This is a genomic window from Pseudomonadota bacterium (assembly GCA_036339585.1).
Lineage (GTDB): Bacteria > Pseudomonadota > Alphaproteobacteria > UBA8366 > UBA8366 > UBA8366.
The window spans coordinates 480,765-504,812 of record JAYZAS010000004.1 but is presented as its reverse complement, the minus strand read 5'-3'; the positions used below and the strand labels follow the sequence as shown (position 1 = coordinate 504,812).

Sequence of the window (24,048 nt, the reverse complement as noted above, 5' to 3'; positions counted from 1 at the left end):
AATTACTTGCAGAGATACTTAAGGCACGATCTTGCCGCTACCAGCTCTTTATTTCCAAATTTTTTTATCAACTTAAAGTCCGGTGTTTTTTTTACTTCCCACGATAGGCCCTCGACCGCGTCTTCTTCACCGTAACCCGGCATAATTGCAGAGAGCGCTGCCGTGCCACTTTCAAAAGAGAATCTAGCCCTCTCGGTGATTAGCGAAACCGGCCCCGGGGGTAGCTTCAGGCCAGAACGCAAGTCTGACAAGCCAGGACTAGTAATAAAGTCTACTTTTTCTTTAAACCTCCTCGGGTCATGCGGCATCAGAATAACGAGCCGATTCACAAGACAGGCAATATCATGCGCACCTCCTGACCCGACCATGCGAATCTTCGGGCTGTGATATGAGCCGATCACCGTACTATTAAGATTTCCGCACGGGTCGACCTGTGCAGCCGACAACAGCCCCACGTCGATGCGACCAGCTTGTAATTCAGAGAAAACTGCAAGTCCATCAGCAATCATCTTGGCTCCTTGAGAAACTGATGGGCTCCCAGTGGAAAGTGGCGGTTTCGAAATCGGGTCGGAGTCGACAACGCCGGATTCGTAGATCAGGGTCATCTCCGGGGCGTGACTGTGCTTAGCGAGCAAAGCAGCATCGGACGGATTACCAATCCCAACGAAACAGATCTCGCCATCTACAAGTTCTCGCGCAGCAGCAAGTGCCAGTCTGATGGCTACGGGGAGATCGTTCATGCGATTTTCCTACTGCTCGATTGTGCCCTTAGCTCAGCGAGCCGTTTCTTGCCGACCGTCTCGATATAAGCCGCATGATCGGCGCAGTTATAGACATAGCGCCTAATATAATCGGCCAGACCTTTTTCCATCCGAGCCTCACGGTCATACGCACGGAAATGATCATCGTCACGGCCGTAAGCCCCTTCAACATAGGAAGGATAGGCCCCCCAAGCTTGCTTCGCCACACCAGTCGTGCGGTATCCGGGTATACGAGTCACTTCCGGCATTTTTTCAACTTCCGCGGTCTCAACAAACTGTTCTACCGTCACGAGAATTTTAACTGAAGCCATCGCTCCGGTAACCGTGTCACCATCAACACCAATCATCTGAATATTGCCGGCCTTGTCTGCTTGCTGAGCATGAACCAACGCAACGTCGGGCTTAAGTGCCGGGATACAAGCAAGTTTCTCGCCGGTATACGGGCAATTGACCGTCCTCACATCAATAGACGCGCCAGCTATATCGCCGAGCTGAAGAATGCGCGACGGCAGAAAGGGTACCCCTTGGCGAGCCGCCTCAAGCCTCAGGATCATTGCCATATTTGTCCAGTCTTCATAAGCAAGCGTGCCTGCCTCGACGGCGCGACGAAAGGCGTGCCCTATTCCAATACCAGGATTGCCGAGATAACCGAATACCACTTTCGAAGTAACGCCGGCGCCGATCAAAATATCAAACAAGATATCAGTACCGGAGCGGCAGAGGGTCAGATTCTTCTTCCCCTGTCGAATAATTTCAAAGCCCAGCGCAAAGGGCACACAATGGCCAAAACCGCCTATAAAGATAGTATCGCCGTCTTTAATATGCTCCTCGACGAGCGCACTAATCCCAGCGGATTTATCGATCATCTATATTACACCGTCTTTCTTGAGTGTATCCAATTCACAGGCAGTAACACCGGCCAGTTTGAACAGTACCGCTTCGTTGTCGGCGCCAAGTTCTGGAGGCGGCTTAGAAATGCCAGCCGGCGTGTCAGAGAAGCGATAGGGGATGCCAAGCATGCGAATAAGACCGGCAGTCGGGTGAACGATCTCCTCGATCATATTGTTAGCCCTGGTCTGCTCGCTCTCGAGCGCATCGCCTACTGAATTAACTACGCTGCAGGGAATACCTTCTTCCTCAAAAAGCGCAATCCACTCGCCTGCACTCCTCAATCTAAGAGCCTCACTTACCATGGTGTCCACTTCTAGGCGGTTGGAAACTCGGTTTGGATTAGTTTGATAGCGCTCATCATCACTCCACTCCGGGTGCCCCACAAGCCTAGCGAGCTTAGCAAATTGAGTATCGTTGCCGACGGCAAGTGCTATCTCACCCTCGCCACACCGGAAATCTCGGTAGGGCACGATATTAGGATGGCCATTGCCATAGCGCCCCGCCCTCTCACCACTAATGAGGTAGTTCGACGCCACGTTCACCAGCACAGAGAGTGCTGTATCGTAGAGTGTAATGGAGGTTTTCTGACCTTTGCCGGTGCGTGCCCGTGCATTTAGCGCACCCAAAATGCTCATCGCCGCATACATGCCGGTGCATACATCAACGATAGCTACACCGAGTTTCATCGAAGAACCATTTTCCTCACCAGTGATCGCCATCAGTCCAGATTCTGCCTGCAAAAGAAAATCATAACCCGGCATACCTGCCTTTGGCCCCTTCTCACCGTACCCCGTGATCTGGGTATGAATTACTTGCGAAGCATTTTCCTCCATCCAATTACGAGTCAGACCCCATTTCTCCAGCGTGCCCACCTTAAAATTCTCAATCAGCACATCAGCGCCCTGTATAAGCGTCTTTAAAATTTCAAGCCCGCGAGGATCCTTTAAATTTAGCGTAATACTTTTCTTGTTGCGATTTATACCGAGAAAATATGCTGCCTCCGAGCCCGCAAATGGTGGACCCCATGCGCGCGTGTCATCGCCCTTACCGAGTTGTTCTATTTTTATAATCTCAGCCCCCATATCACCAAGATTCATGGTGCAAAAAGGCCCAGCAAGGATCCGTGTCATGTCAATAACTCGGAGGCCCGTCAGTGGTCTTTCAACAAAATTACCTGCCATCGCCTTTACTCCTTCGGCGGGCGCATATTTTCGTCATTGGCGAGACCCTCAAGGTAGTTGTCCATAACGTCTTTGTTACGCTGGCGGAACTTACCAAAATCAGGCTTTCTTTTTTCCATAAACGCATTCATGCCTTCTAGGCTTTCTTCCGAACCCCAAACGTGGGCTAAGAGCTCCATACCATGTTGCCATGAAGCATATAGTTGGTCGGATTCAAAATTCAGGGATCGCTTTGTCTGCCTTATAGTTTGCGCACTATAGCCCTTTATGCGCTCACAATATTCCTCAACAGTCTGACGTAATTTGTCCTTTGGCACTGAACGATTTATTAAACCAACTGCTTCGGCTTCTGGTCCTTTAAAAGTACGGCAGCCAAAAATCATATCCCGCGCAAGGCGTTCTCCAATTAGGCGCGGAATATATTGGGTCGCACCTACTGTTGGACAGGCCCCCACACGAGCGCCAGTTTGACCAAGAGTTGCATCATCCGACGCTATTGCTAAGTCACACCAAAGTGCTAGCTCGTGGCCACCTCCCATGCACCAGCCATTAATCATGGCTATCACAGGAATATGCAGCCCGCGAATTGCCATAGCGCATCCGAGCATACGATCATTCCACTGGGCAGCATTCTGCCAATTCAATCGCATCATAGCGTGAAAATCACCGCCTGCTGAAAACGCTGTGTCACCGGCACCAGTCACAACAGCAACAGCAATAGTTGGGTCGTGGCGTGTTGATTGAAAAGCGTCTATCAACTCATCTAGAGTTTGCTCTCGGAAAGCATTCTGCACTTCTGGCCTATTAATAGTGATCCATGCAACTCCATCTTTAACTTCATATATTATTTCTTTGAACTTTGCGTCTTCGCCCATATCTCAAATCTCCATGTCTGTATGATGAAAATAAAAGTTTTTATTCGATCTCAATTAAAGTTCCTAGGGTATCTTTAGGGTGCATAAAAAACAAATCCTGTCCCTCGTGTCCTTTAGACAGTTTATCGGCTCCAAGTCTCCGTATCCCTACTTGAGATGCACCCTCGGCAGCTGCCGCAACGTCAGGCACTTTTAGGCATATATGGTGAATACCTCCCTGAGGATTGCGTTCTAAAAATTTAGAAATCGGAGATCCTTCGCCCAGAGGTTCCATAAGCTCTAGTTTTGCATTGCCTAAATATACATAGGCCATGCGAATGTTCTGCGTCCCTACGATAAATGGTTTTGAGGTTTCACAGCCAAATTTTCCCTCATAGAACTTCATCGCAATCTCCAAATCGGGTACAGCAATGGCTACGTGGTCGAAACCGTTTACTGGTATCGGTGCATCTTCATTTTGTTCTGTATTGACCATTTTCGTCTGCTCTTACAAAATTATAAAGTAACCAAACCTTTATAAGTTTGGCATACACCAGGATAGGCACAAACGACAACTGTGCCGAGAATTATTAAATACCTAACCGCACATTGGAATGGAGAAAATCTCGAAATTTTCAACAAAAGGCCGGCATTATGGTGAAATTTTTACAAGATTTGCAGCACATAACCACCCAGGACTACCCAAGGTTCAGTGATACAGAACTTTTACGTAGGAGATCTGTTTTTGAACAAAAAATGGCAGAGAGGGAGGTCTCATTTGCGCTAATTCGCGGATTCCTCCGTATTGGCCCAGCAATCCCATATTTTACGGGCTGGCATACCACTCATGATGCAGTGCTTCTTATGATGCTAGATGAAAAGCCAGTACTATTTGTTAACCACTTTAATCATCTACCAATGGCACAGATGATTGCAAGGCTCACAGATGTTCGTTGGGGAGGCGTTTCGGCTCTAGGTTCAGCATTGGACGAGTTAAGAAAAAGAGGTGGGGCTTCAAATAAAGTTGGCATTATTGGGAATTTTACTGTCAACCAACACAATCAGCTCAATGCCAACACTAGTAGCTTGATCGACATGGGCGAGGATTTCACCCAAATGAGATTAATCAAAAGTAAAGAAGAGCATAATTGGATGAAAATTGGCGCTATTTTATCAGATGCAGGGATCGGGGCTATACCAGAAGGCCTTCAAATTGGAATGTCGGAATACCAGCTCGGAGACCTAGTAGAGCGCTCTTTCGTAAAGCATGGCGCAATCAGCCAGACCCACTATTTTATGATAAACGATATGAATAATCCTGACCATTGTGTGCCACGCCAATTTCTTTCAAATCGCAAGGTCAAAAAAGGCGCTGTAATTTCAACTGAATTAAGTGCTCAGTACTGGGGTTATGCGGGCCAGATCTTACGAACGATAACAGTTGGCGCGGATGCCACCCCACTTTTCAAAGACCTTCATGATGTAGCTATGGAGGCCTTTGACAATATTTGTGCCATGCTAAAGCCGGGTACGCGGCCTGAGGAAATTATTGAAGCTGCAACAGTAATTGAGGATGGAGGCTTTACTATTTGGGACGATTTGGTTCATGGGTTTGGTGGGGGCTACCTGCCTCCTATCTTAGGCTCCCAGAGCCGTAATATCTTTCCTATCCCTGACATGGAGCTAAAAGAAGGGATGTACCTAGTGGTCCAGCCAAATGTAGTGACCAAAGACAAGAAAGCAGGAGTTCAAACTGGTGAGATGGTTAGGATAACTGCCAAAGGTTGCACATCAGTTCATAGATACCCAAGAGGCATAAAGCGTGTGGACCTTAATTAGAATATTTTCAATCCTTACTTCCAGTTCTAAAAGTGTTTACATTAAGTCGTTACGTTTCGTGCCGAACTACCGGAGGTTTGAGCAACCGGTGGACTTTTGACCCCCAATAAGTTGGCAGACCTCTATGCAAACTGAAAATCCCATAAACCAATACCCATGAGAGCTCTGCCTACAACAATCTGCCTAATCTTTGCGATGTTTATTACAAATGGCTTTGCGCAAACTTTGTTTTTGCAGGCTCATGGCTCATAAGAACCATCTACCTTGATCAAGGATAAGCTTAGCTAGTTTGATGGCAGCGCATTTGAAACACCAGATTTTAGTCACCGAGATTTTGGCCTGCATATAACACAAGTCTATGATGCAATTCTTAGAAACACGTGTTTCGCTTTCACATACACAGAGACGAGAACAGCGATCGGTGCATATTGTTTGATCGTTAACGGACAGAAATAAAAGTGAATGCTAAGTCACCAGATTGAATGAAGACAACAGAACCAAGTAGCTTCAATTACAAATGGAAATTTAAAGTTGATCAAAAGTTTCAACCATCAAAAAAGTCTACCCACACTTTTCAATTGAAGGGTGCAAATAGCGCTTATGGGATGCCGTTATTAAGGTTGAGAGCTAGAAAAGGCCCATGCGGTGCTCTTTAACAAGACCTTCTAAAGTTTGATTGATTTACCGGTTTGCGCCGACTCCTCAATTGCCAGTGTAACCTCGAGTGTGCGCCTCCCATCAAGCGCTGTTGGATGAGGTGTAGAGCAGCCGGTTACCAAATGATCAAGCCACGATCGAGTTTCATTCGCAATAGGACCCCAATAGTCTCCCTGCGCCCAGTCACCAGACGAATTAGTCTGCATAAAGAGCATCGACGTTTTATGATCTGGCACATAAGCATGCTCAGCACCATTATCAGTATAAAGAAGACTGTCTTTATTATCCGCGTCTAACAGGATAACGCCCTGATCTCCAAGAACTTCAAATCTGGGGCTCTGCCCAAAGGTGGGATACTTGGATGGCAGTGCGTAAAAAATGCCAAGATTAACGATGCAACCAGTTTCGAATGTCACGATTGCCCAAGTTGCTTCATTGATGTTGTGTCCAAGCTCGCGATATACTTTGCCATGACTGCGTGCGACCACTTCGACCGGCTTTATACCCTCTAAAAACCAACAAGCCATGTCGACATAATAAGTGAGAACATCAAGCACCGGTGTCGCCTCCGGCGACCGTTTTAAAATCTGAAGCATCTGGGCACGTGAGTTATAAACCCGCTGCTGGATAGCTAGCACCTCCCCGAGGCGGCCGTCCTCGATTTGTTGTTTTGCCATCATCCACCGACGATCATGCCGACGCGAATAACCAATAACGACTTCTGTCTTAGATTTTTGAATCGTCTCGATAATCTTATTGGCTTCGTTCAGCGTCAATGCAATTGGCTTCTCTATAAATACTGGCTTTCCAAAGGACAAAGCTTGCAAGACTGCTTCCGTATGATCGTGTTCCGGAGTAGAGACAAAAACTGCGTCTACATTCTCATTTGAAATCACCTCGTAATTTTTAGATGAAACAAGATCAGCGCCGGTCTGCTGTGCTAATATTTTTGCCTTGTTCTCATCTCGGTCAGACAAAGCCAAAAAATTCACGGAAGGGTGCCGCGCAGCCAAATTCGCCCGCAAGGTCCCAATTCGGCCAGATCCGACGACCGCTATCCCAATTTCTTTCTTATCCATCATCCTCTTCTTTGGTGTCAGGGGAATACTCCCCAATTTACAAAATAAATCGATCCAAACATTAGCGGATTAAACCAATGCCGTGAAGACACGGCTCAATGCTGTGTCAATTTATAGCTAGAAAACTATTCACTTTTCATTGTAAGTGTATGATGGCTGGTTGAGTCTCCTTATGTAAAATCATGAATCATTGTTTGGTGTTGTTTCTCTCAAGGCAAAATTCATTAAAAGGATTGATACAAATTAACCTGTACTATCCGGGTTGATTATTGCGCCAAACCGACAAATGTGTTGGTTTGGTCTGGAGAATTAAGTAATTGGATTCGAGGTTAATGGCCAAAAAAATTACATCATCGGAAACCGGCCAAATTGATCAACGCGAGCTACGAAATGCGTTAGGTCGCTTTGCAACTGGGATCACGGTCGTCACTACGACTACCGTCGAAGGTGTCAATGAGGCACTTACGGCCAACTCTTTTGCAGCTCTATCGCTAGACCCACCACTTGTGCTCTGGAGTTTGACAAATGAGTCCCCCTCGCGAGTGGGTTTTCTATCTGCGGGTCGCTTCGCAATTAATGTGTTAGGTGCTCATCAACGCTCAATTTCAAATCAATTTGCCCAAAGTGCGCAGGACAAATTTGATGGAATTACTTGGCATCGCGGTAAAGTCGGATGCCCGATACTTGACGATCATTTGGCAGCTTTTGAATGCATTACCGAACGCACTATCGAAAGTGGAGATCATTTATTATTCATAGGCCGCGTTGAAAGCTTGAGTTATCGGGAAGGGGCTGCACTTATCTATAGCGCTGGAAAATATTGTATAGCTGCCGAATTGCCTGACGATAAAACTACTGGCGAAACTGCTTTCACTGATGTCCTGCGGTGGAGCTAATTATTGAGGTTTATATGGCAGAAGGACTGTTGCCCAACCCTTTGCAGTGGTTTGATTACGTTGGTCCTTTGCCAATACATTTAGTCTAATTCGACCCAAATCTTCGTTGCTCTTTTCTTTATGTGCTACCTGCGCCTCACCAAAAGTGACATCACCTACCAAGTTGAACCGTCTAATTTCACAATAGAATTCCTCTAAAAACCCAGAATCACCTATCCAGTTAGTTAGCATAGTAGCTAACCAAGAAATTCTTTCTGGACCGTAGTCATAAGCTTCAGGAACACCAACTGACTTAGCCAAGAGAGAATCCCAATGAACTGCTTCTGGCGGTTCTGGTACACCATAAGCGTTGGATATTCCGGCCGCAGGATGACGTTTGAGATAATCGAACCAATACGAATGCGCCTTTATGAACAGCCCGCCCCAAGCCTGTTCGAAACAAACAGCAACTGTAGGTGAATACGGTCCACGCACAATTCCTGGTATGAATTCAGACTCCCTTACATCGTCCCAATAAAGAGGTTTTTTCCCTCTTGGGATCTCTTCGTCATAGGCCGCGGCTACATCCTTCAACTGATTCTGGGTAACAAACTCCGGCTCGAGTTTTTTATATTTTCCTTTCTTGCGTGCCTTCACCCGCTCAGTACGCATTCCCCAACTATCGGAGTTAGCCACCTCTACTCCCATTTCATCTTTATATTTAATATGAGAAGACTGTTTGAACATTCTTCCAGCAAAACGGCTAGGATATTCTGTTAATTCTTTAAACGTTACCTCTGCGGAGATATGTGCACCTAAGAGTATGGGCTTCTTCCAGCGCCAATGAGTGCCACCAAACATTGAATGAACGCCCGGCAGTCCCCCACGATAACCGATTGACATCTTACTGAACCCGTATAGCATACATGGTGGTGCGCTTATTTTTCCAATAGGTGAAGCCTCGGCGTGTTCGTTATCAAGGTAAAGAGGGTTTCGGTCGCCAGTTGCCCATGCCCAATGTCGGATTGCATCTCGTGTCACCTCTGTTAAGTAAGGCGGCTCTGAAATTTCAACCCGCTCACCGATTTTTCCACGCAGCCGGGCTAACTCCTCATCCGTAGCGGATCCGTATGTATCATTCATTGTATAATACCGTCATTTTTCAGCCTTAATAGTTCCTCTTCTTCATAGCCTAGTATTTCAGACAAAATGGCGTTGGTATGTTGACCAAGCGTAGCTGAGGAAGCATACGGCTCATTTTCAAACGCTCCTCTAAATTGGATAGGGCTCCCAACAACATCTATAGCTCCCGCTTTAGGGTTATTTATCGCCTTTACCAAACCCCGATGAGTGATGGAGGCTTGGCTTAATGCCTCACCGATATCAAGTACCGGTCCACTCGGAATGTCGGCAGCACTGAAAAGATCACACCATTCGTCTGACGTTTTTTTTGAAAGAATTTCCAAAACTATAGATTCTAAAGCGACCCTATTCTTCTGTCTATCGGCCGTTGTCTTAAACCTTGTATCTTTCAAAAGATCAAGACGCTCAACTGCATGACAAAACTTTCTCCAGAAAGGTCCTACATGTAGAGCGAGAACTATATGCCCATCCTTAACTGGGTAACGACCATAAGGAACAATGGAATGATGTCCACTGCCTACTCTTCCCGGGCTTTTTCCTGTAATGAGAAAGATCTCGGCTAAATAGCCCAAGAGTGCAACAAGGCCGTCCAGTAAACTCAGATCTACATGTAGCCCCTCGCCTGTTGTGTTTCGATGCTGCAGTGCCGCCAACACTGCAATTGCCGCCCACAAACCTCCGCCCACATCTCCCATCGGGATACCCATTTTAGTGGGCGGACCATCCTTCTCACCGTTAATACTCATTATGCCACTGAGTGCCTGTGTGACCAGATCGAAAGACGGTGCATGAGCCATCGGACCATCCTGGCCAAAGCCAGTGATTGAACAAATGATAAGCTCAGGATTATTAATTTGTATTTTTTCATAAGAAAGTCCAAGGCGTTCCATAACGCCTGGGCGGAAGTTTTCGATTAGTATATCCGATGCGCCAATGAGTGACAGAGCTATCTCACGACCCTCATCGCTTTTAAGGTCAACAACTATGCTTTTCTTGTTCCGGTTTATAGCCATAAAATAATGGCTCTCACCATTCACCAAGGGTGGAACAGTTCGAGTCTGATCTCCCAACCCAGGCTCTTCAAGTTTTATAACCTCTGCGCCTAGGTCAGCCAGAACCATTGTGCAAAAGGGTCCAGTAAGCACTCGACTAAGGTCGAGCACACGAAGCCCACTCAAAGGGCCCTTCGGGAACGCTTGTTCGGCCATATCCCGATTATAAAAAAAAATGCCCTGAATAACCAACAATGAATTATACTGTAGACTTGGAAAACTTTTGTATTTCAACTGAAATGCATTTTCGAAATTAATTTTTGTTCAGATTTACGTTTTTGGCTTTTTTATTTAGAAGATGGACGTGATTACTCCGTAAAACTGGGGCTTAGGAAAAAAGTTTTCCGAAATAGATTTAGACTTTTTAACAGTGCATACTCACTTGAAGGGTAGTTAGCGTATAGAGACTTTGCAGGAAGATAGAGAATGTGCGCGCCCTGCTGACCGCCATCTTAACGCAGGGATGGCTTGGAAAGATGAAATACTAAGGAAGCATTCGATGGCGTTATCAGCAAAAGACATTGTGCTAGCGGTCAATGCCGCCATAGATTAATAGGTGGTGATGGCCGAACCTCCCCATAATTTAATCATACCTTTTGGAACCGCTGACCCCGAAAGGTTAAAATCAATAGGGTCGCAAAGAGAAGCTGAGAGTGGGTCGGTACCAACTAATTTGTTCAGGCTCAACACTTCTGCAACTCCAGCGCTCAGACTGCACCACGGGCCTTATGATTTTCGTGTCTCCCGCGATCTCGGCACACAGAGCGACGCCTTCACTAGCCTTGCAGCACTGCAAAACTATTCTCATGCACTCTGCGACCTTTGGAGAAAAACTCAGCATGTATTTGTCGAAGCCTATTTCGATTTCATCAGACTCTCGCTGGAGAAAGAACAGGTCAGCCTCACTAAAGATTTAGCGCCCTACGATGGCATTTATACTTATGAGGATTGGTCATTTTCCGCCCTGCGTCCTTTGCCTCGTGCTCACTTGGCAACCAAAACGAAGACTTTCATTCCCATGGATTTCATTTTTTGGACAGGGAAAACTCTAATAGCAGTGGACATAATCGATTTTCAGACACAGACAAGAGCCCGCCAAGCTGAGCTAGAGGCATTAAACAAAAACGGCGTTGTAATAATATCCGCCGAAAGTGCGAAGCTCATCAGAGATCGCAGTGCTTACTTGGCATTAATTCTACCTAAACCTTTCCATTTATTCTGGTATGACGAAGTGCTTCCAAAAAGTCCTTTCAAACCAGAAATTTCAAAAATCCTGTGTTCCCGTCATCTTGATTTTTAATCGATATATCCACCAACAAAATATGCAAACCAGCAGAAACCCGTTCTGTCCCTCAAAAAACCTAGCGCTCGTCAATGTAAAAACATTTATTTGGATTTTGCCCACACGCAATTCTTCGGGGGATTCTAATACCGAATAAGCAATAGTATTCAGTTCAAATGTGTTAGATCTGACATGCTGATAAAGAGGTTCGGTTTGCAAAACCATTTTCGGATTATTGCTTTTTATTACATCGATAATGGGTAAAATTTAGGGGGTTTCATTACCCAACCAGATCGTACGTATTCCTTCGGCAGTGACTTCCATTGAAATCCCTTCATCCATATTACCCAGACCATTCGATGTGCGCTGGGCTATGAGACGCATATTTTTGGATTAAGCCTTGCTCATTGTGTTTCTCCATCTCTTGAACTTATATTGCTACTGCAAATGATCTAAATATCCATTTCAAGAATGTAGAGCCCTCCGCCGAAACGATCCATTGCATAAACGATCTGATTCTCATCAACATAAACGTCGTTAATCTGAATTTCTCCGACACGTGAGTTTTCAGGGTCTTCCGGAACATAGAAGGCCACTTCCTCAGGCCGAAACGGATTAGATATGTCATGGACTCTAATCCCGGCATTAAAGTAGTTGCCAATCACAAGAGTTTCGGAACGGAATGAGGGACCCGGGCGATTTTCATGCAAATTATGGGCACCAAAGCGGCCCGGGCGACCGCCAAATTGTTCGAATGGAGGTAATGGTAAAATCGCAAGGGGAACGGGATTTGACTCATGGCGATTGTCTAGTACCCATGTAACCTTTGGCCAGTCCTCTGCGCCGAGCTTATTACATTCATGACTTACAACCAAAAGCTCCCGTTCAAACATTGGCATTACTGTATGAATAAATCCGGGAAAGGGCGGTGACGGATTCCAATTGGCAATCATTTTTGGATTCGCCATATCAGTAATATCTAACGTTACAGCACCACCGTCTATGTACCCTATAAAAGCCCTATCCGGCCGTTCAGGGTAAACATTCGTGTTATGGGGCCGCCAGCCAGCGTTATATTTCGGCTCCCGCAAATTAGGTGGCTCCTCGTCACTTTCACATTGACCTGGCATCCACCAACGACCTACTTCTTTCATATTCGTAGGGTCTTTTGCATCTATGATTTGGTAAAATTGATAATCTTTTTCTGGCAAGCGTGCGTTGAAGTATGGGTCAGCGCCAGCACAATGAATGAATTCGCCATCAACATACCAGACCTGGTGTACTCCCTTAGACATTGGACCTGACGTATCAAAAAATCCAATGCTTTTTGGTTCGTCAGGGACCGAAATATCAAACATTTCAATTCCTGCAGGCTGCTCGCCTAGCTTATTCGTTTGGTAAGCAACAGCCATAGTGTCTCCGCATACTTCTAGCGAATTTGACCGGACACTTTGATGTGGTAATTCAGTTTGACAGATAAGTTTGGGGTTCTTTATGTCCGTAACGTCAACAGCAGAAAAATTTTTTGGCGCTGATACATGTGCCATCCACATTATACGCCTTGCGTCTCTAGTAACCTGAATCGACATGCCTTCACCCATGCCACCAAACCCATTTAACAAATGATGCGAGACCAAATTCATGTTCTTGGACAGTGCTTTTTTCATTCTAACCTCAGAATAATTAGAATCTAAAACTGCATCGCTTTAATCCAACATTGAATTTTGTTCATTTAAACAGAATGTGGTAAGCGATTTTTCCAGACCCCTCTCGGATATATTACGAGTAATGAAAACGATCCTAGTGGAATGGTCTTTGTCAGGCCAATCATTCAGCCGGATCGGCGGATGGAAAACATGCTGAACGCCATGAATAACAACAGGTGTGTCATACTCAGCGATATTTATAACACCTTTAACGCGGAGCAGGTTCTCGCCGCATAAGGAAACGATAGACTCTAACCAAGCTTTAACCCCTTCCCATGGCAAGGGATCGGTGCGTTTCAAACAAAAAGTTGAGATATCCGAGGTGTGGCGATTGAGATTCTGGTCATCGTTGGGGTGGCTATGATTATGATGGTCATGTTCATGAATCATCTCATGGGCTTCAGAGAGCCATTTCGTTACTGAGTCTGATTTCCCGCCCACCTTATATAGTCCGAGACCAAAAATGAGCTCTGGTGAGACCGACCCATTTACAACATGCTCTAATGGAGCATTCGGATTTAAAAGAGCCAAATGCTTCTCCATATTTGCTACAGTTTTATTATCTGTGATATCGGTCTTAGTTAATAATAATCTATCAGAGACAGCAGCCTGCTTGACAGCTTCTGAGTACGTTTCAAAGGTACCTTTACCATTAACAGCATCGACCGTAGCGACCACACCACTCAAACAATATTTATCCACCAACAATGGTTCAGACATCACCGTTTGTAATATGGGTGCTGGGTCCGCTAAACCTGTGGTTTCGACCAACACTCTGCTAAAATCGGGTAAATCGCCATTTTTATTTCGAGCCTCAAGATCAGCCAGCGTGTCAACAAGGTCACCGCGAATAGTGCAACAAATGCATCCCGACTGCATTACAACAATCTCATCTTCCTCGAAGGAAGTATCAACTAACAGATGATCAATACCGACCTCGCCAAATTCATTAATTATTACCGCAGTGTCTGAAAAATTTTCATTGCTCAACAAATGGTTCAAGACTGAGGTCTTGCCACTACCAAGAAAGCCCGTGATTATAGTGATTGGTTTCTTTGTGCTCATACTAAATAAGAAATTTGCATCTCAATTTCCTGTTAGCCTAAAAAATTGTGGGCGGACGCTTTTTCCACAACCTATATTTAATCCGCAACTCACTTAATCAAAGCGAGTTTCGGTTAGCCCTTCTGAGAAGATAAATGCTGAAGGTCGAAATTGCAGGACCCTGGCAGTGGGGCTAACGTACCATACACACGATCAATTGCAGTTCAAAGCTTGTATTAGCTCTTGCTGTCAGAGTTAATTTTTGAGAAGGGAATAATATAGTTGCTGAACATGGGATCAGTGTTAGCATTCTTTTAATGAAAAGTATAAATCCTCTACATTGCCGACAACTCTGGCTCATGCCCTAAAAGATACGACCCAACGGTTTGATAGTGCACTTTATGGCCCTGTGTTTGTTGAGTCACAGCATGAAGATCACGATAACGTCGCTCATAGTTTTGAGCAGCAAAAATCGCGGTAGCACCGGCCGAATGATAAGCAATATCGGCAGCTGCCTTTGCCTCCTGAATAGCAAAAGTACTAGCGAGGCGAATCCGCACCCGCTGGTCAGGTGTTAGCGCACCTCCAGTTAATACATCGTTGTATATGCCGTTAAATTCGCTTTCGATGTACGCCGTCGCAGAACGTATTCTTGCCTCGGCCAGTGAGGCATCCGCTTGAGCAACCGCATTATCCATCAGTAGTGTCTTGCCATATTTACCCTTCTTTTCTGCTGCCAATTCCTTAAATTCCTCGAGAATTCCTCTTGCAAGTCCTAGAGCGACGCCGGCAAAGCTAGCGGCGTAAAGATTCTTAGCCCGAAAAGCATAGAGTGGGCTTTTTATCCTAACATCCACTATTCGATCACGCTTGACCGAGTAACCTCTTGGGACATAGACATCTTCGACAGTAAATGCATCACTGGCAGTACCCCTCAGGCCTATCACATTCCAGATATCCTTCCATTGAACCTTGTTCGCCGGAATAAGAAATGTACGAGTTATAAGCTTATTGTCTTTATCAAACTGTTCATTACCATTCTCGTCTAGGACTGCTGTTGTTTGAGCGCCTAACCAACTGCAATGCCGCCTGCCACTTGCAAACATCCAGCTGCCATTTATCCGGTAGCCGTCACCGTCGGGCATGGCAGTGCCTTTTCCGGGGCCCCAGGCTAGAGCTCCGACTGGGTCATTGCCCCAGATTTCATTAGCAACTTCCGGCTTAACTGCCGCAGCTATTGTTGAGCATCCATTCTGCTGACCTACGCACCAACCAACAGATCCATCACACGCAGCAAGCGCCATCACCGTCTTGAAAAAAGTTACGGGGTGTACTTCACCGCCCCCATAGCATTTAGGTAGGAGCATTTTAAATAGTCCTGCCGAATGGAGTTTATTTATTAATGATTGGGGTATTCCTCTTTCCGCCTCTATTTGGGGCGAATAGGATACAATCTCATCTCTCAAGTTACGAACCCGGCTTGCGTAATCAGTCGCCTCATCCGTACCGACGGGGAGCTTCAATACCTGTAAACCCATCCCTCTCCCTCTCTCTCCAGAACACCTCTTAAGTATAAAACACTGCGGCCATCATAAATAAAATAGAGTGGTGAACAACGTCATAAAATATACACAATTGGTGCCGTTGGTTGTCGTGTCACAAAACCTCACTGGTATTGATGCAAAATTGATTTATCAACATCTGCTAAATTCTTTAATCCGCAAAGTCCCATAGTTAGGTCAAGTTCTTTTCTGAGAATCTCTAATGTCTGGCAGACTCCATTTTGCCCACTAGCGCCAAGACCATACAAAAAGGCTCTGCCGATAAGAGTGCCTGTGGCACCCAAGGCTACGGCACGAAGTATGTCTTGCCCACTGCGTATGCCGCCATCCATCCACACCTCACATTTGTTACCCACCACATCTAAAATTCTAGGCAGAGCATCTATTGATGAAATTGTGCCATCCAATTGGCGTCCGCCATGGTTCGAAACAACAATCGCGTCGGCTCCGGCCTGAACAGCAGCTATTGCATCCTCTCTATCCATTATTCCCTTGAGAATTAGTTTTCCATCCCAAATACTACGTATTTCAGACACATCCTTCCAATCCAAACTTGGGTCGAATTGGCTAGTTACCCAATCAGATAATGAAGACATATCATCAATACCTTTGACGTGCCCGAAAATGTTTCCAAAGTTTCTTCTTTTAGTTTTGAGCATTTGAAAACACCAATTAGGTTTTGTGCAAATATTCAAAAAATTTTTTAAATTGAGCTTTGGCGGCGCGCTGAGACCATTCTGAACATCTTTGTGGCGTTGTGCTAATATCTGCAGATCAAGCGTTACCATGAGGGCGGAACATTGTGCTGCCTCTGCTCTACTGATCAACCTTTTCATGAATGCACGATCGCGCATCACATATAGCTGAAACCAAAATGGCATCGACGTATTCGATGCTACATCTTCAATCGAACAAATTGACATGGTCGAGAGTGTAAACGGTATCCCAAAGTCCTCTGCTGCCTTCGCTGAGAGTATCTCTCCATCTGGGTACTGCATGCCTGCCATACCAATCGGAGCTAGGGCCGTTGGCATCGGAAGGTCTTGCCCTAACATCGTCATCCGGGTGCTTCGACTACTAACGTCAATTCCAACTCTCTGACGAAATCTAATTTTCTCAAAATCTTTTTCATTTAGATTGTATGTACTCTCTGTCCACGAACCCGTGTCAGCGTAGTCATAGAACATTTTTGGAACCTTGCGCTTAGCAATCTGCCGCTGGTCCTCAACACAAGTAATCAGTGCCATATAGAAACCTCACAGTCCGACCAAATTTTTATCAAGTTTCATGAAGAAAACCGGCCGGAGCCCCACACCGCCTTCCATCGAATTAAAGCCAAAAAGCTCTGTCTATGCAGCTGGCCCGAAAACCCTTCCTTTTATCAAAAACCTTTGGTGGAGCCGAGGGGAATCGAACCCCTGACCTTCTGATTGCGAACCAGACGCTCTCCCAACTGAGCTACGGCCCCTTCCTTACGTACGCCACACATGTATACGCTTGTTAGCAAACTATGAGGTGGCTGACTTTCACTGTCAAGCTGAGTGGTGAAAATCGATCGCATTTCTTGCCTCAACCGTCGGGGGCGGTTAGTTTGGTACAACAATTTCACATCGCGAGCAGGCTGGCCCCTAATGCAATATGGCAATCCGTTTCTTGATCTAATTCTTGTTGTCCTCAAGCTATATTCATGGGCGCTAATAATATCTGTTATTCTGAGCTGGTTAGTAGCTTTTAATGTTGTAAACACACATAGCCCCCTCGTCAGCGCTATTGGGCGTTTTTTGTATCGGCTCACCGAGCCCCTGCTAAAACCTATTCGTCAATTTTTACCTGACTTTGGTGGTATCGACATATCACCAGTAGTATTGCTTTTACTAATTTGGTTCGTCGAAAACTTGTTAATTACCTATTGGCCATTTTAGCTGCCTAATAGCGTTGATAGAAATTTACTTTCAAGAAGGTAAAACCATGGGTAACGCAAAAATAATCGATGGGAAGGCCCACGCAGAAAGGCTACGGTCTCAAATAGCTGAAGCCGTTTTTCAGTTAAAAGTCACGCATAATATAACTCCGGGCTTGGCCGTTGTCCTAGTGGGAGATGATCCTGCTAGCCAAGTGTACGTCCGCAACAAAGAGAAGCAAACAGCTGAAGCGGGGATGGCGAGCTTCGAAAACAAACTGAGTGCTAACATAGACGAAAATGATCTATTATCACTAATAGACAATCTCAATAAAGATACCGCAGTGCATGGCATCTTAGTGCAATTACCTCTACCTGATCATATTGACTCCGGGAAAATAATAAATGCTATCAACCCTGACAAGGATGTCGATGGCTTTCATGCTATAAATGTAGGCCGCCTCACTACTGGAAATAAAGGCATGGTGCCATGCACCCCTTTGGGTTGTTTAATGTTACTCAAAGATCAGTTTTGCGACCTCCAAGGCAAACACGCCGTCATCGTTGGGCGTTCTAATATTGTCGGAAAACCTATGGGTGCGCTTTTGCTTCAAGAAAGCTGCACAGTCACCATTGCCCATTCCAAAACCAAAAATCTTCGAGAACTCTGTCAATCTGCCGATATCTTAGTTGCGGCCGCAGGGCGCCCACAAATGGTAGGAACCGATTGGATAAAGCCTGGAGCCACAGTAATTGACGTTGGCATAAATCGGGTGCCCAAAGAAGGGGAGCCCGGTAATTTTCGGCTAGTCGGTGATGTTGATTTTTCTGCAGCTGCAAAAGTAGCGGCTGCAATTACACCGGTACCGGGCGGCGTAGGCCCAATGACGATAGCTTGCTTGCTGAAAAACACCTTGACAAGTGCGTGTAAGATTCACAGCGTGGAAGAACCATAAATTACGAGTTAGGCAGATTTCAAAAAAGAGTCCCATGGCACTGACAAAGCTGCTCCCAGTCCCATAAACCCGCCAGCAAGCCAGAACAACGACCCGTAGGTTGCGTTCTGTTCGAAAAAAACAGGCAAGCAAACCCCTGCAATAGCGGCAGCAATACCGTTTATTAAAATCAATTGACGCATCAACAAAGGAAGCACGTTGAGGCAACCTACGTCTCTAGCGCGAGCTGCAATTAAAGCTGAGACACCAGGTTGAGCGCCGAAAGTCATGCTAGAAATTAGAAGGACCGAGGCATTGGTTTGGAAGCCTGGTGCAGAAATACCCACAGCAAGAATACCAAACAGTAGGACTAAAGCCCAAGCAGTACCTACCTGTCGCGCCAGTATGAAAGCGACAGCAGGCCCCATCAGTGAACACACTCCAACTACACCCCAGTGATCGCCAGCTACGTTTAAGCCTAGCCCTAACTCCCGAGCGATGAAATCAACCCAATATATAGTGTGCGGTACTAAACCAATGGCGAAACAGGCGTGGGCCAAAAGAAGCATTATCCAAGCTCGCGAAAACTCTGTCTTTGTATGATTGCTATTGAAAAAGCATTTTACATCTTCAAGATTACGCCATCCCCATATCGCTAGACCTGCAGCGCCAACACCAAGACCTGTTATGCCAAGCCATGGGATTAAATTTCCCTTTGATGCGACAAGAGGGATCGTGAAGCCAGAAAGAAAAATTCCAAGCCCAACTCCTGCAAAAATAAGGGACGTAGCCAGTGATCTGAATGCTATTGGGGTCACTGCAGTAGTGATCGCAAGACCCAAAACCATGATTATGCCTACTGCCAAACCAAGAACACCTCGCCAGATAGCGAGCCACCAGAACCCAGCCTCGTATGCAGAGGCAGCTAATGCTGCAACCGAAATAAATATCAGAGTTCTCAAAATAAGCGGCACGTTCCAGCGCCGCCGCACCTGTTCAGTAATTAAAACACCGACGATAAAGCCGCATAGGTTCGAAGCACCAACGTACCAAGCCTCAAATTCGGTTAATTCGCCACGCTGGACTAACAACGGCACCATAATTGTGTATGAAAAACGACCGAATCCCATAGCCAAACACATTGCCGCCGAAACACCGATTGCTATATGCAACCAACCTCGTTCACTCATTAGTGGTGGGCTCAACCAACTGATAATAAACCAAACCTTTAACGGTGTTTGGGTCAGCCGGCTTACCCCTTCGTATTATAAGGATGCGACCATTCCGAGCCAAAAATTTAGCTTGATTGCGAACTGCTGGCAAATAACGGCGCCATAGACCGGATACGTTGGCGCGATTTTTACGCTTTTCTACAATATATTTCGCAATCTCAATCGGCTTCACGACACTTTTTGGATCCCGTAAGCACAAGAAATCCAGAATTGCTTGCGCAATCGGATCCAATTCTTGCGGAGGAGGTTTTACGTCTGTGGAATTCATGAGGCCCGCCTGTCAGTTTCAAAACAGCCTTAGCTGCCGTCATTTGTTCTTGCGGCGAGACGCAACCGCAAGGCGTTCAGCTTGATAAAGCCCTCCGCATCTTTTTGATTATAAACCTCATCTTCCTCAAATGTAACGTGAGCCTCGCTGTAAAGACTATTCTCACTCTCACGGCCCAATGTCAAAATGTTACCTTTGTAAAGCTTAAGTCTCACAGAACCGCAAACATTGTGCTGAGAGTCGTCTATTGCAGCTTGCAACATTTTCCGTTCGGGTGAAAACCATAACCCATTGTAAATGAGTTCTGCATATTTGGGCATCAGCTCGTCTTTAAGGTGAGCTGCGCCGCGGTCTAAAGTTATCGATTCAATAGCTCTATGCGCGGCCAGCAGAACGGTTCCTCCCGGGGTTTCATAGACCCCTCGCGACTTCATCCCAATAAAACGATTCTCTACAATATCCACTCGGCCAATACCGTGTTCACCTGCCAAGTGGTTTAGCTTTGTCAACAGTGCCGCAGGACTAAGTGTCTTGCCATCAACAGACACAGGGTCACCATTTTCAAAGCTAATTTCCACCTCAACACCTTCGCCGGGGGCCGATTCCGGATTAACGGTCCGCGAGAACACATATTCTGGAGCGGGCATCGCTGGGTCCTCAAGCACTTTTCCTTCCGCAGAAATATGCAAAAGATTTGCATCAGTTGAAAATGGAGCTTCGCCACGCTTATCCTGTGGAACCGGAATTTGATTCCGTTCTGCATAGGCAATCAGCGCTTCCCGCGAGTTCAAGTCCCATTCTCGCCACGGTGATATCACGTGAATGTCGGGAGCCAGACCATAATACCCAAGTTCAAAACGGATCTGATCATTACCCTTCCCGGTAGCGCCGTGGGCAACTGCGTCCGCGCCGGTTTGACGAGCAATCTCAATTTGCCGTTTGGCAATTAAAGGACGAGCTATTGACGTTCCAAGTAAATAAGTGCCCTCATATAACGCATTCGCCCGAAACATGGGGAAAACATAATCACGGACAAACTCCTCACGAAGGTCCTCAATGAATATTTCCTCAACACCCAGCATTTTTGCTTTATCTCGAGCTGACTCTATCTCATCACCCTGCCCTAAATCAGCCGTAAATGTGACCACTTCGCAATCGTACTCATCCTGCAACCATTTCAATATCACCGAGGTATCAAGCCCTCCAGAATAGGCCAACACAACTTTTTTTACATTGCTCGACATAATCTCTCGCCAAAATTATAATTTTCCACTTGCGCGCGGAGTATAGGTATCGCAAATCAACCCGCAAGCTACATTCCCATAACACAAGTAAACCACAGAAGACTTATTACTTTTTTTGTCGCAACTGAAGATATCGACATGCCCGCCTCTAGTCAAAAGGCTCTATATTTTTTCAGAATAATATAGCCCAAGTATGGTCAGTCATTTGTGCCGCTTGAAAAGAGAAAAATATGATTTTGAACACTTTAGGGAACCAAGAATATTCATTGGTCCAATTTGGCTTGCTTTCGACGTACACTTTGGCTTTTGAGTTGGCCACAAGCAGCTAAGATATCGCGCCCACGGGGTCTCCTGATGACAGAAGTTATTCCGGCATCGTTAATGATTTCATTAAAGTCTCGGATGACGTCTTCGGAAGAACATTCGTAATTGGCACCAGGCCATGGATTGAAGGGTATCAAATTTACCTTAGATGGAATATTTCGTAGAAGTTGAGTGAGCTCACGCGCCTCTTCTAACGAGTCGTTGAAATTTTTTAGCATAACATACTCAAATGTTATTCGACGCGCATTACGCCCACCCGGATAATGTCGACACGCATCCAGCAGTTCTGCTATGGGCCATTTTTTGTTTATTGGTACTAAAATGTCACGGAGTTCATCACGAACAGCATGCAGTGAAATCGCAAGCTGAACTCCAATCTCGCGACCCACTCTTTCGATCATTGGCACCACACCAGACGTCGATAAAGTGATTTTACGTTTGGAAATGCTGAGGCCCTCATTATCAATGGCAATAAGCAACGCCTTTTTGACATTATCAAAATTATAAAGAGGCTCTCCCATACCCATCATGACCAGGTTACTGACTTTCCTGTTAAAGTCAGGAGCCGGCCATTCGCCAAAATCATCCCGCACCAACATTAATTGTCCTAAAATCTCAGATGGCTCAAGGTTCCGCACCATTCTTTGAGTGCCCGTATGACAAAAGCTACAATTCAGCGTACAGCCCACCTGGCTTGAAACACACAACGTGCCCCTCTCAGCTTCTGGTATATGGACACATTCGGCCTCTTGGGCATCATCAAATCGAAGTAGCCATTTTTGTGTTCCATCATCAGACTTTTGGTGTTGACTGATTGCTGGCCGAGCAAGCGAGAAATTATTGGCCAATTCGGATTGAAGATTTTTCGATATATTTGTCATTTCACTGAAATCTGAGACACCTTGATTATATATCCAGCGAAAAATTTGCTGAGCACGAAATGGCTTCACACCCAGTGGCTCAATAACTCTGGCTAAGTCAACCCGATCAAGCCCGATCAATGAGAGGGGTTCTCCGCTTTCAATGGCCGGTGATTGTAAGGCCGAAGGGTTGGAAGCCAATTTGGTCATAATACAGGGACCCTATTTTATCCCACAAGCCTTGCTAATTGCGTTGTGGGCAGCAGAAAATCCGACAAGTGAATATATGTCCGTGGTCCTAGTCGACCGGGAAGAAAGGCCGTCTAATGTCATTGTTCTACCCCTCCGCATTGCATTGACAAGCGCCCTATCCTGTTCAGCAGTTTGTAACCATGCTACATCTTTTTCTGTAAAAAAAAGAAATTTCGCCCCGCCTATCAGTGCCCTTGGCTCGCTATCTTTTTTGTAGGTATAGCCCGCGAGTACACTCACCTGATTTTTTACCTTTGACCACGGTCGGTGGGTCACATACAGCGCGACGTCGCCACGCTTTCGATATTTTCCCTTCTTTTTAATTGGCCTAGACCATATGTGACATGTTTTCTTATTTTTATTTTCAACGTAAGTTTCTGCATTCCAATTGCAAATCAAGCTGCGGTCTACTTCCCGACAATTTCCGAATCCACCTAGTTGGTTTACCTTGGTTCCAGCATAAGCTTCGTTCAAGCCTTCGGTATTTAAAAGCATAACAAGAAGCAAAATAAATTTTATGTAAGGCAAAATCATTAGCGAACCCCGATCCTCTGACACTAGTGGCGTACCATCCTACCACCATGCACATGGGGAGCCAATTCCTCAACCGGGCCTCCTACCGCTTCGGGCCGCGGCGCAAATCTACCGCGGGTTATCAACCGGTCATACATCAGAATTGCACCTGCAATGCCGACATTAACACAAAATTTTGTTGGTATTTTCACTACGAAATCGCATCGGGAATTTACTTCAGGAGATAAGCTTCCTTTTTCAGGCCCGAGAATATAAGCAGCACGTTCAGGGTGGTTAAAGCTCGGCAGATCTACTGCCTCTTCCATCAGTTCGACACCGACCAACTGACAATCGCGAGGCAACACAAGTTTTGAAGCTTCTGGAAACTCGTAAAGAGGAAGATGCTTAACGGTACGAGACGTATCTGCCTTTTGAATCTCCTTAAGATCAACTGCAGGCGCAATAGCAAAAATAAAATCCGCTCCAAAAGCGTGAGCTGATCGAAAAAGGTTTCCCACGTTCATCGGTTTAGAGATATGTTCAACTCCTATACCAAAATAACCTCGCATCCTAGCCCTTCCACTTTAATTTTCA

Annotated in this window: 24 protein-coding genes and 1 tRNA gene; 6 read left to right on the top strand and 19 right to left on the bottom strand. The window is 45.8% G+C overall.

Features of this window, described 5'->3' with window-relative positions; genetic code table 11:
- Positions 1–2: 2 nt before the first annotated feature.
- From VX941_05355 to mce, 5 genes are read right to left on the bottom strand one after another with little or no spacing between them, the layout of a single operon-like run.
- Positions 3–740: a CoA-transferase gene (locus VX941_05355; protein MEE2932834.1), complete on the bottom strand. Its 738-nt coding sequence runs from the start codon at positions 738–740 to the stop codon at positions 3–5.
- Entirely contained in the window at positions 737–1,627 is an 891-nt protein-coding gene (locus tag VX941_05350) for a CoA-transferase (protein MEE2932833.1), read from the bottom strand. Before VX941_05350 ends, VX941_05355 begins: the two co-directional genes overlap by 4 nt.
- A complete protein-coding gene (locus VX941_05345; protein MEE2932832.1) occupies positions 1,628–2,833 on the bottom strand; it encodes a CoA transferase in 1,206 nt (401 codons plus the stop codon).
- 5 nt (positions 2,834–2,838) lie between these two features.
- The gene (locus VX941_05340) at positions 2,839–3,708 is read right to left on the bottom strand and encodes an enoyl-CoA hydratase-related protein (protein MEE2932831.1); all 870 of its coding nucleotides are present in this window, start codon (positions 3,706–3,708) and stop codon (positions 2,839–2,841) included.
- A gap of 40 nt (positions 3,709–3,748) precedes the next feature.
- A complete protein-coding gene (gene mce / locus VX941_05335) occupies positions 3,749–4,183 on the bottom strand; it encodes a methylmalonyl-CoA epimerase (GenBank protein MEE2932830.1) in 435 nt (144 codons plus the stop codon).
- Positions 4,184–4,341: 158 nt separating this feature from the next.
- Here mce and VX941_05330 point away from each other — a divergent pair, with 158 nt between their 5' ends.
- A complete protein-coding gene (locus tag VX941_05330) occupies positions 4,342–5,526 on the top strand; it encodes a M24 family metallopeptidase (protein MEE2932829.1) in 1,185 nt (394 codons plus the stop codon).
- Positions 5,527–6,191: 665 nt separating this feature from the next.
- Here the strand turns inward: VX941_05330 and VX941_05325 are convergent.
- The gene (locus tag VX941_05325; protein ID MEE2932828.1) at positions 6,192–7,262 is read right to left on the bottom strand and encodes a Gfo/Idh/MocA family oxidoreductase; all 1,071 of its coding nucleotides are present in this window, start codon (positions 7,260–7,262) and stop codon (positions 6,192–6,194) included.
- A 332-nt stretch (positions 7,263–7,594) separates the two neighbouring features.
- Here VX941_05325 and VX941_05320 point away from each other — a divergent pair, with 332 nt between their 5' ends.
- A complete protein-coding gene (locus VX941_05320) occupies positions 7,595–8,158 on the top strand; it encodes a flavin reductase family protein (GenBank protein MEE2932827.1) in 564 nt (187 codons plus the stop codon).
- Here VX941_05320 and VX941_05315 read toward each other — a convergent pair whose 3' ends face one another.
- Both VX941_05315 and VX941_05310 read right to left on the bottom strand, forming a co-directional pair.
- Positions 8,159–9,280 carry a MaoC family dehydratase N-terminal domain-containing protein gene (locus tag VX941_05315; protein ID MEE2932826.1) on the bottom strand — a complete coding sequence of 374 codons (1,122 nt, stop codon included), beginning with the start codon at positions 9,278–9,280 and terminating at the stop codon, positions 8,159–8,161. It abuts the gene before it with no gap.
- Positions 9,277–10,488, bottom strand: a complete 1,212-nt coding sequence (locus tag VX941_05310) for a CaiB/BaiF CoA-transferase family protein (protein MEE2932825.1) — start codon at positions 10,486–10,488, stop codon at positions 9,277–9,279. Before VX941_05310 ends, VX941_05315 begins: the two co-directional genes overlap by 4 nt.
- A gap of 253 nt (positions 10,489–10,741) precedes the next feature.
- On the opposite strand from VX941_05310, the gene VX941_05305 reads away from it, so the two are divergent.
- The gene (locus VX941_05305) at positions 10,742–10,885 is read left to right on the top strand and encodes a hypothetical protein (protein ID MEE2932824.1); all 144 of its coding nucleotides are present in this window, start codon (positions 10,742–10,744) and stop codon (positions 10,883–10,885) included.
- A gap of 9 nt (positions 10,886–10,894) precedes the next feature.
- Positions 10,895–11,632, top strand: coding sequence for a hypothetical protein (locus VX941_05300; protein ID MEE2932823.1), 738 nt, complete (start codon positions 10,895–10,897; stop codon positions 11,630–11,632).
- A 434-nt stretch (positions 11,633–12,066) separates the two neighbouring features.
- Here the strand turns inward: VX941_05300 and VX941_05295 are convergent, their stop codons facing one another.
- The 5 genes from VX941_05295 to VX941_05275 form a co-directional block, all read right to left on the bottom strand.
- On the bottom strand, positions 12,067–13,281 hold the full coding sequence (locus tag VX941_05295) for a hypothetical protein (protein ID MEE2932822.1): 1,215 nt from the start codon (positions 13,279–13,281) through the stop codon (positions 12,067–12,069).
- A gap of 39 nt (positions 13,282–13,320) precedes the next feature.
- Positions 13,321–14,385: a GTP-binding protein gene (locus VX941_05290; protein MEE2932821.1), complete on the bottom strand. Its 1,065-nt coding sequence runs from the start codon at positions 14,383–14,385 to the stop codon at positions 13,321–13,323.
- A 314-nt stretch (positions 14,386–14,699) separates the two neighbouring features.
- Complete coding sequence (locus tag VX941_05285; GenBank protein ID MEE2932820.1) at positions 14,700–15,902, bottom strand: acyl-CoA dehydrogenase family protein; 1,203 nt, start codon at positions 15,900–15,902, stop codon at positions 14,700–14,702.
- A 128-nt stretch (positions 15,903–16,030) separates the two neighbouring features.
- Complete coding sequence (locus VX941_05280; protein MEE2932819.1) at positions 16,031–17,173, bottom strand: alpha-hydroxy acid oxidase; 1,143 nt, start codon at positions 17,171–17,173, stop codon at positions 16,031–16,033.
- 145 nt (positions 17,174–17,318) lie between these two features.
- Positions 17,319–17,394 (bottom strand) — tRNA-Ala (locus tag VX941_05275).
- Positions 17,395–17,557: 163 nt separating this feature from the next.
- Here VX941_05275 and VX941_05270 point away from each other — a divergent pair.
- Entirely contained in the window at positions 17,558–17,848 is a 291-nt protein-coding gene (locus VX941_05270; GenBank protein MEE2932818.1) for a YggT family protein, read from the top strand.
- Positions 17,849–17,894: 46 nt separating this feature from the next.
- Positions 17,895–18,782 (top strand): bifunctional methylenetetrahydrofolate dehydrogenase/methenyltetrahydrofolate cyclohydrolase FolD, encoded by an 888-nt coding sequence (gene folD, locus VX941_05265; GenBank protein MEE2932817.1) that lies wholly within the window; start codon positions 17,895–17,897, stop codon positions 18,780–18,782.
- Between the two features lie 8 nt (positions 18,783–18,790).
- Here the strand turns inward: folD and VX941_05260 are convergent, their stop codons facing one another.
- The 6 genes from VX941_05260 to VX941_05235 all read right to left on the bottom strand — a co-directional run bounded on the left by VX941_05260 (position 18,791) and on the right by VX941_05235 (position 24,023).
- Positions 18,791–19,951 (bottom strand): YbfB/YjiJ family MFS transporter, encoded by a 1,161-nt coding sequence (locus tag VX941_05260; GenBank protein ID MEE2932816.1) that lies wholly within the window; start codon positions 19,949–19,951, stop codon positions 18,791–18,793.
- On the bottom strand, positions 19,944–20,261 hold the full coding sequence (locus tag VX941_05255) for a DUF3253 domain-containing protein (protein ID MEE2932815.1): 318 nt from the start codon (positions 20,259–20,261) through the stop codon (positions 19,944–19,946). Before VX941_05255 ends, VX941_05260 begins: the two co-directional genes overlap by 8 nt.
- Before the next feature lie 29 nt (positions 20,262–20,290).
- Positions 20,291–21,505: an argininosuccinate synthase gene (locus tag VX941_05250; protein ID MEE2932814.1), complete on the bottom strand. Its 1,215-nt coding sequence runs from the start codon at positions 21,503–21,505 to the stop codon at positions 20,291–20,293.
- A 263-nt stretch (positions 21,506–21,768) separates the two neighbouring features.
- Entirely contained in the window at positions 21,769–22,899 is a 1,131-nt protein-coding gene (gene rlmN / locus VX941_05245) for a 23S rRNA (adenine(2503)-C(2))-methyltransferase RlmN (protein ID MEE2932813.1), read from the bottom strand.
- Positions 22,900–22,911: 12 nt separating this feature from the next.
- Positions 22,912–23,499 (bottom strand): invasion associated locus B family protein, encoded by a 588-nt coding sequence (locus tag VX941_05240; GenBank protein ID MEE2932812.1) that lies wholly within the window; start codon positions 23,497–23,499, stop codon positions 22,912–22,914.
- The gene (locus VX941_05235; protein ID MEE2932811.1) at positions 23,499–24,023 is read right to left on the bottom strand and encodes an RNA methyltransferase; all 525 of its coding nucleotides are present in this window, start codon (positions 24,021–24,023) and stop codon (positions 23,499–23,501) included. Before VX941_05235 ends, VX941_05240 begins: the two co-directional genes overlap by 1 nt.
- Between the last annotated feature and the right edge of the window lie 25 nt (positions 24,024–24,048).

Bases quoted from the DNA above. Each gene is read 5' to 3' on its own strand.
- VX941_05355 (MEE2932834.1), bottom strand. From the start codon at position 740: ATGAACGATCTCCCCGTAGCCATCAGACTGGCACTTGCTGCTGCGCGA.
- VX941_05350 (MEE2932833.1), bottom strand. From the start codon at position 1,627: ATGATCGATAAATCCGCTGGGATTAGTGCGCTCGTCGAGGAGCATATT.
- VX941_05345 (MEE2932832.1), bottom strand. From the start codon at position 2,833: ATGGCAGGTAATTTTGTTGAAAGACCACTGACGGGCCTCCGAGTTATT.
- VX941_05340 (MEE2932831.1), bottom strand. From the start codon at position 3,708: ATGGGCGAAGACGCAAAGTTCAAAGAAATAATATATGAAGTTAAAGAT.
- mce (MEE2932830.1), bottom strand. From the start codon at position 4,183: ATGGTCAATACAGAACAAAATGAAGATGCACCGATACCAGTAAACGGT.
- VX941_05330 (MEE2932829.1), top strand. From the start codon at position 4,342: ATGGTGAAATTTTTACAAGATTTGCAGCACATAACCACCCAGGACTAC.
- VX941_05325 (MEE2932828.1), bottom strand. From the start codon at position 7,262: ATGGATAAGAAAGAAATTGGGATAGCGGTCGTCGGATCTGGCCGAATT.
- VX941_05320 (MEE2932827.1), top strand. From the start codon at position 7,595: ATGGCCAAAAAAATTACATCATCGGAAACCGGCCAAATTGATCAACGC.
- VX941_05315 (MEE2932826.1), bottom strand. From the start codon at position 9,280: ATGAATGATACATACGGATCCGCTACGGATGAGGAGTTAGCCCGGCTG.
- VX941_05310 (MEE2932825.1), bottom strand. From the start codon at position 10,488: ATGGCCGAACAAGCGTTCCCGAAGGGCCCTTTGAGTGGGCTTCGTGTG.
- VX941_05300 (MEE2932823.1), top strand. From the start codon at position 10,895: ATGGCCGAACCTCCCCATAATTTAATCATACCTTTTGGAACCGCTGAC.
- VX941_05295 (MEE2932822.1), bottom strand. From the start codon at position 13,281: ATGAAAAAAGCACTGTCCAAGAACATGAATTTGGTCTCGCATCATTTG.
- VX941_05290 (MEE2932821.1), bottom strand. From the start codon at position 14,385: ATGAGCACAAAGAAACCAATCACTATAATCACGGGCTTTCTTGGTAGT.
- VX941_05285 (MEE2932820.1), bottom strand. From the start codon at position 15,902: ATGGGTTTACAGGTATTGAAGCTCCCCGTCGGTACGGATGAGGCGACT.
- VX941_05280 (MEE2932819.1), bottom strand. From the start codon at position 17,173: ATGGCACTGATTACTTGTGTTGAGGACCAGCGGCAGATTGCTAAGCGC.
- VX941_05270 (MEE2932818.1), top strand. From the start codon at position 17,558: ATGCAATATGGCAATCCGTTTCTTGATCTAATTCTTGTTGTCCTCAAG.
- folD (MEE2932817.1), top strand. From the start codon at position 17,895: ATGGGTAACGCAAAAATAATCGATGGGAAGGCCCACGCAGAAAGGCTA.
- VX941_05260 (MEE2932816.1), bottom strand. From the start codon at position 19,951: ATGAGTGAACGAGGTTGGTTGCATATAGCAATCGGTGTTTCGGCGGCA.
- VX941_05255 (MEE2932815.1), bottom strand. From the start codon at position 20,261: ATGAATTCCACAGACGTAAAACCTCCTCCGCAAGAATTGGATCCGATT.
- VX941_05250 (MEE2932814.1), bottom strand. From the start codon at position 21,505: ATGTCGAGCAATGTAAAAAAAGTTGTGTTGGCCTATTCTGGAGGGCTT.
- rlmN (MEE2932813.1), bottom strand. From the start codon at position 22,899: ATGACCAAATTGGCTTCCAACCCTTCGGCCTTACAATCACCGGCCATT.
- VX941_05235 (MEE2932811.1), bottom strand. From the start codon at position 24,023: ATGCGAGGTTATTTTGGTATAGGAGTTGAACATATCTCTAAACCGATG.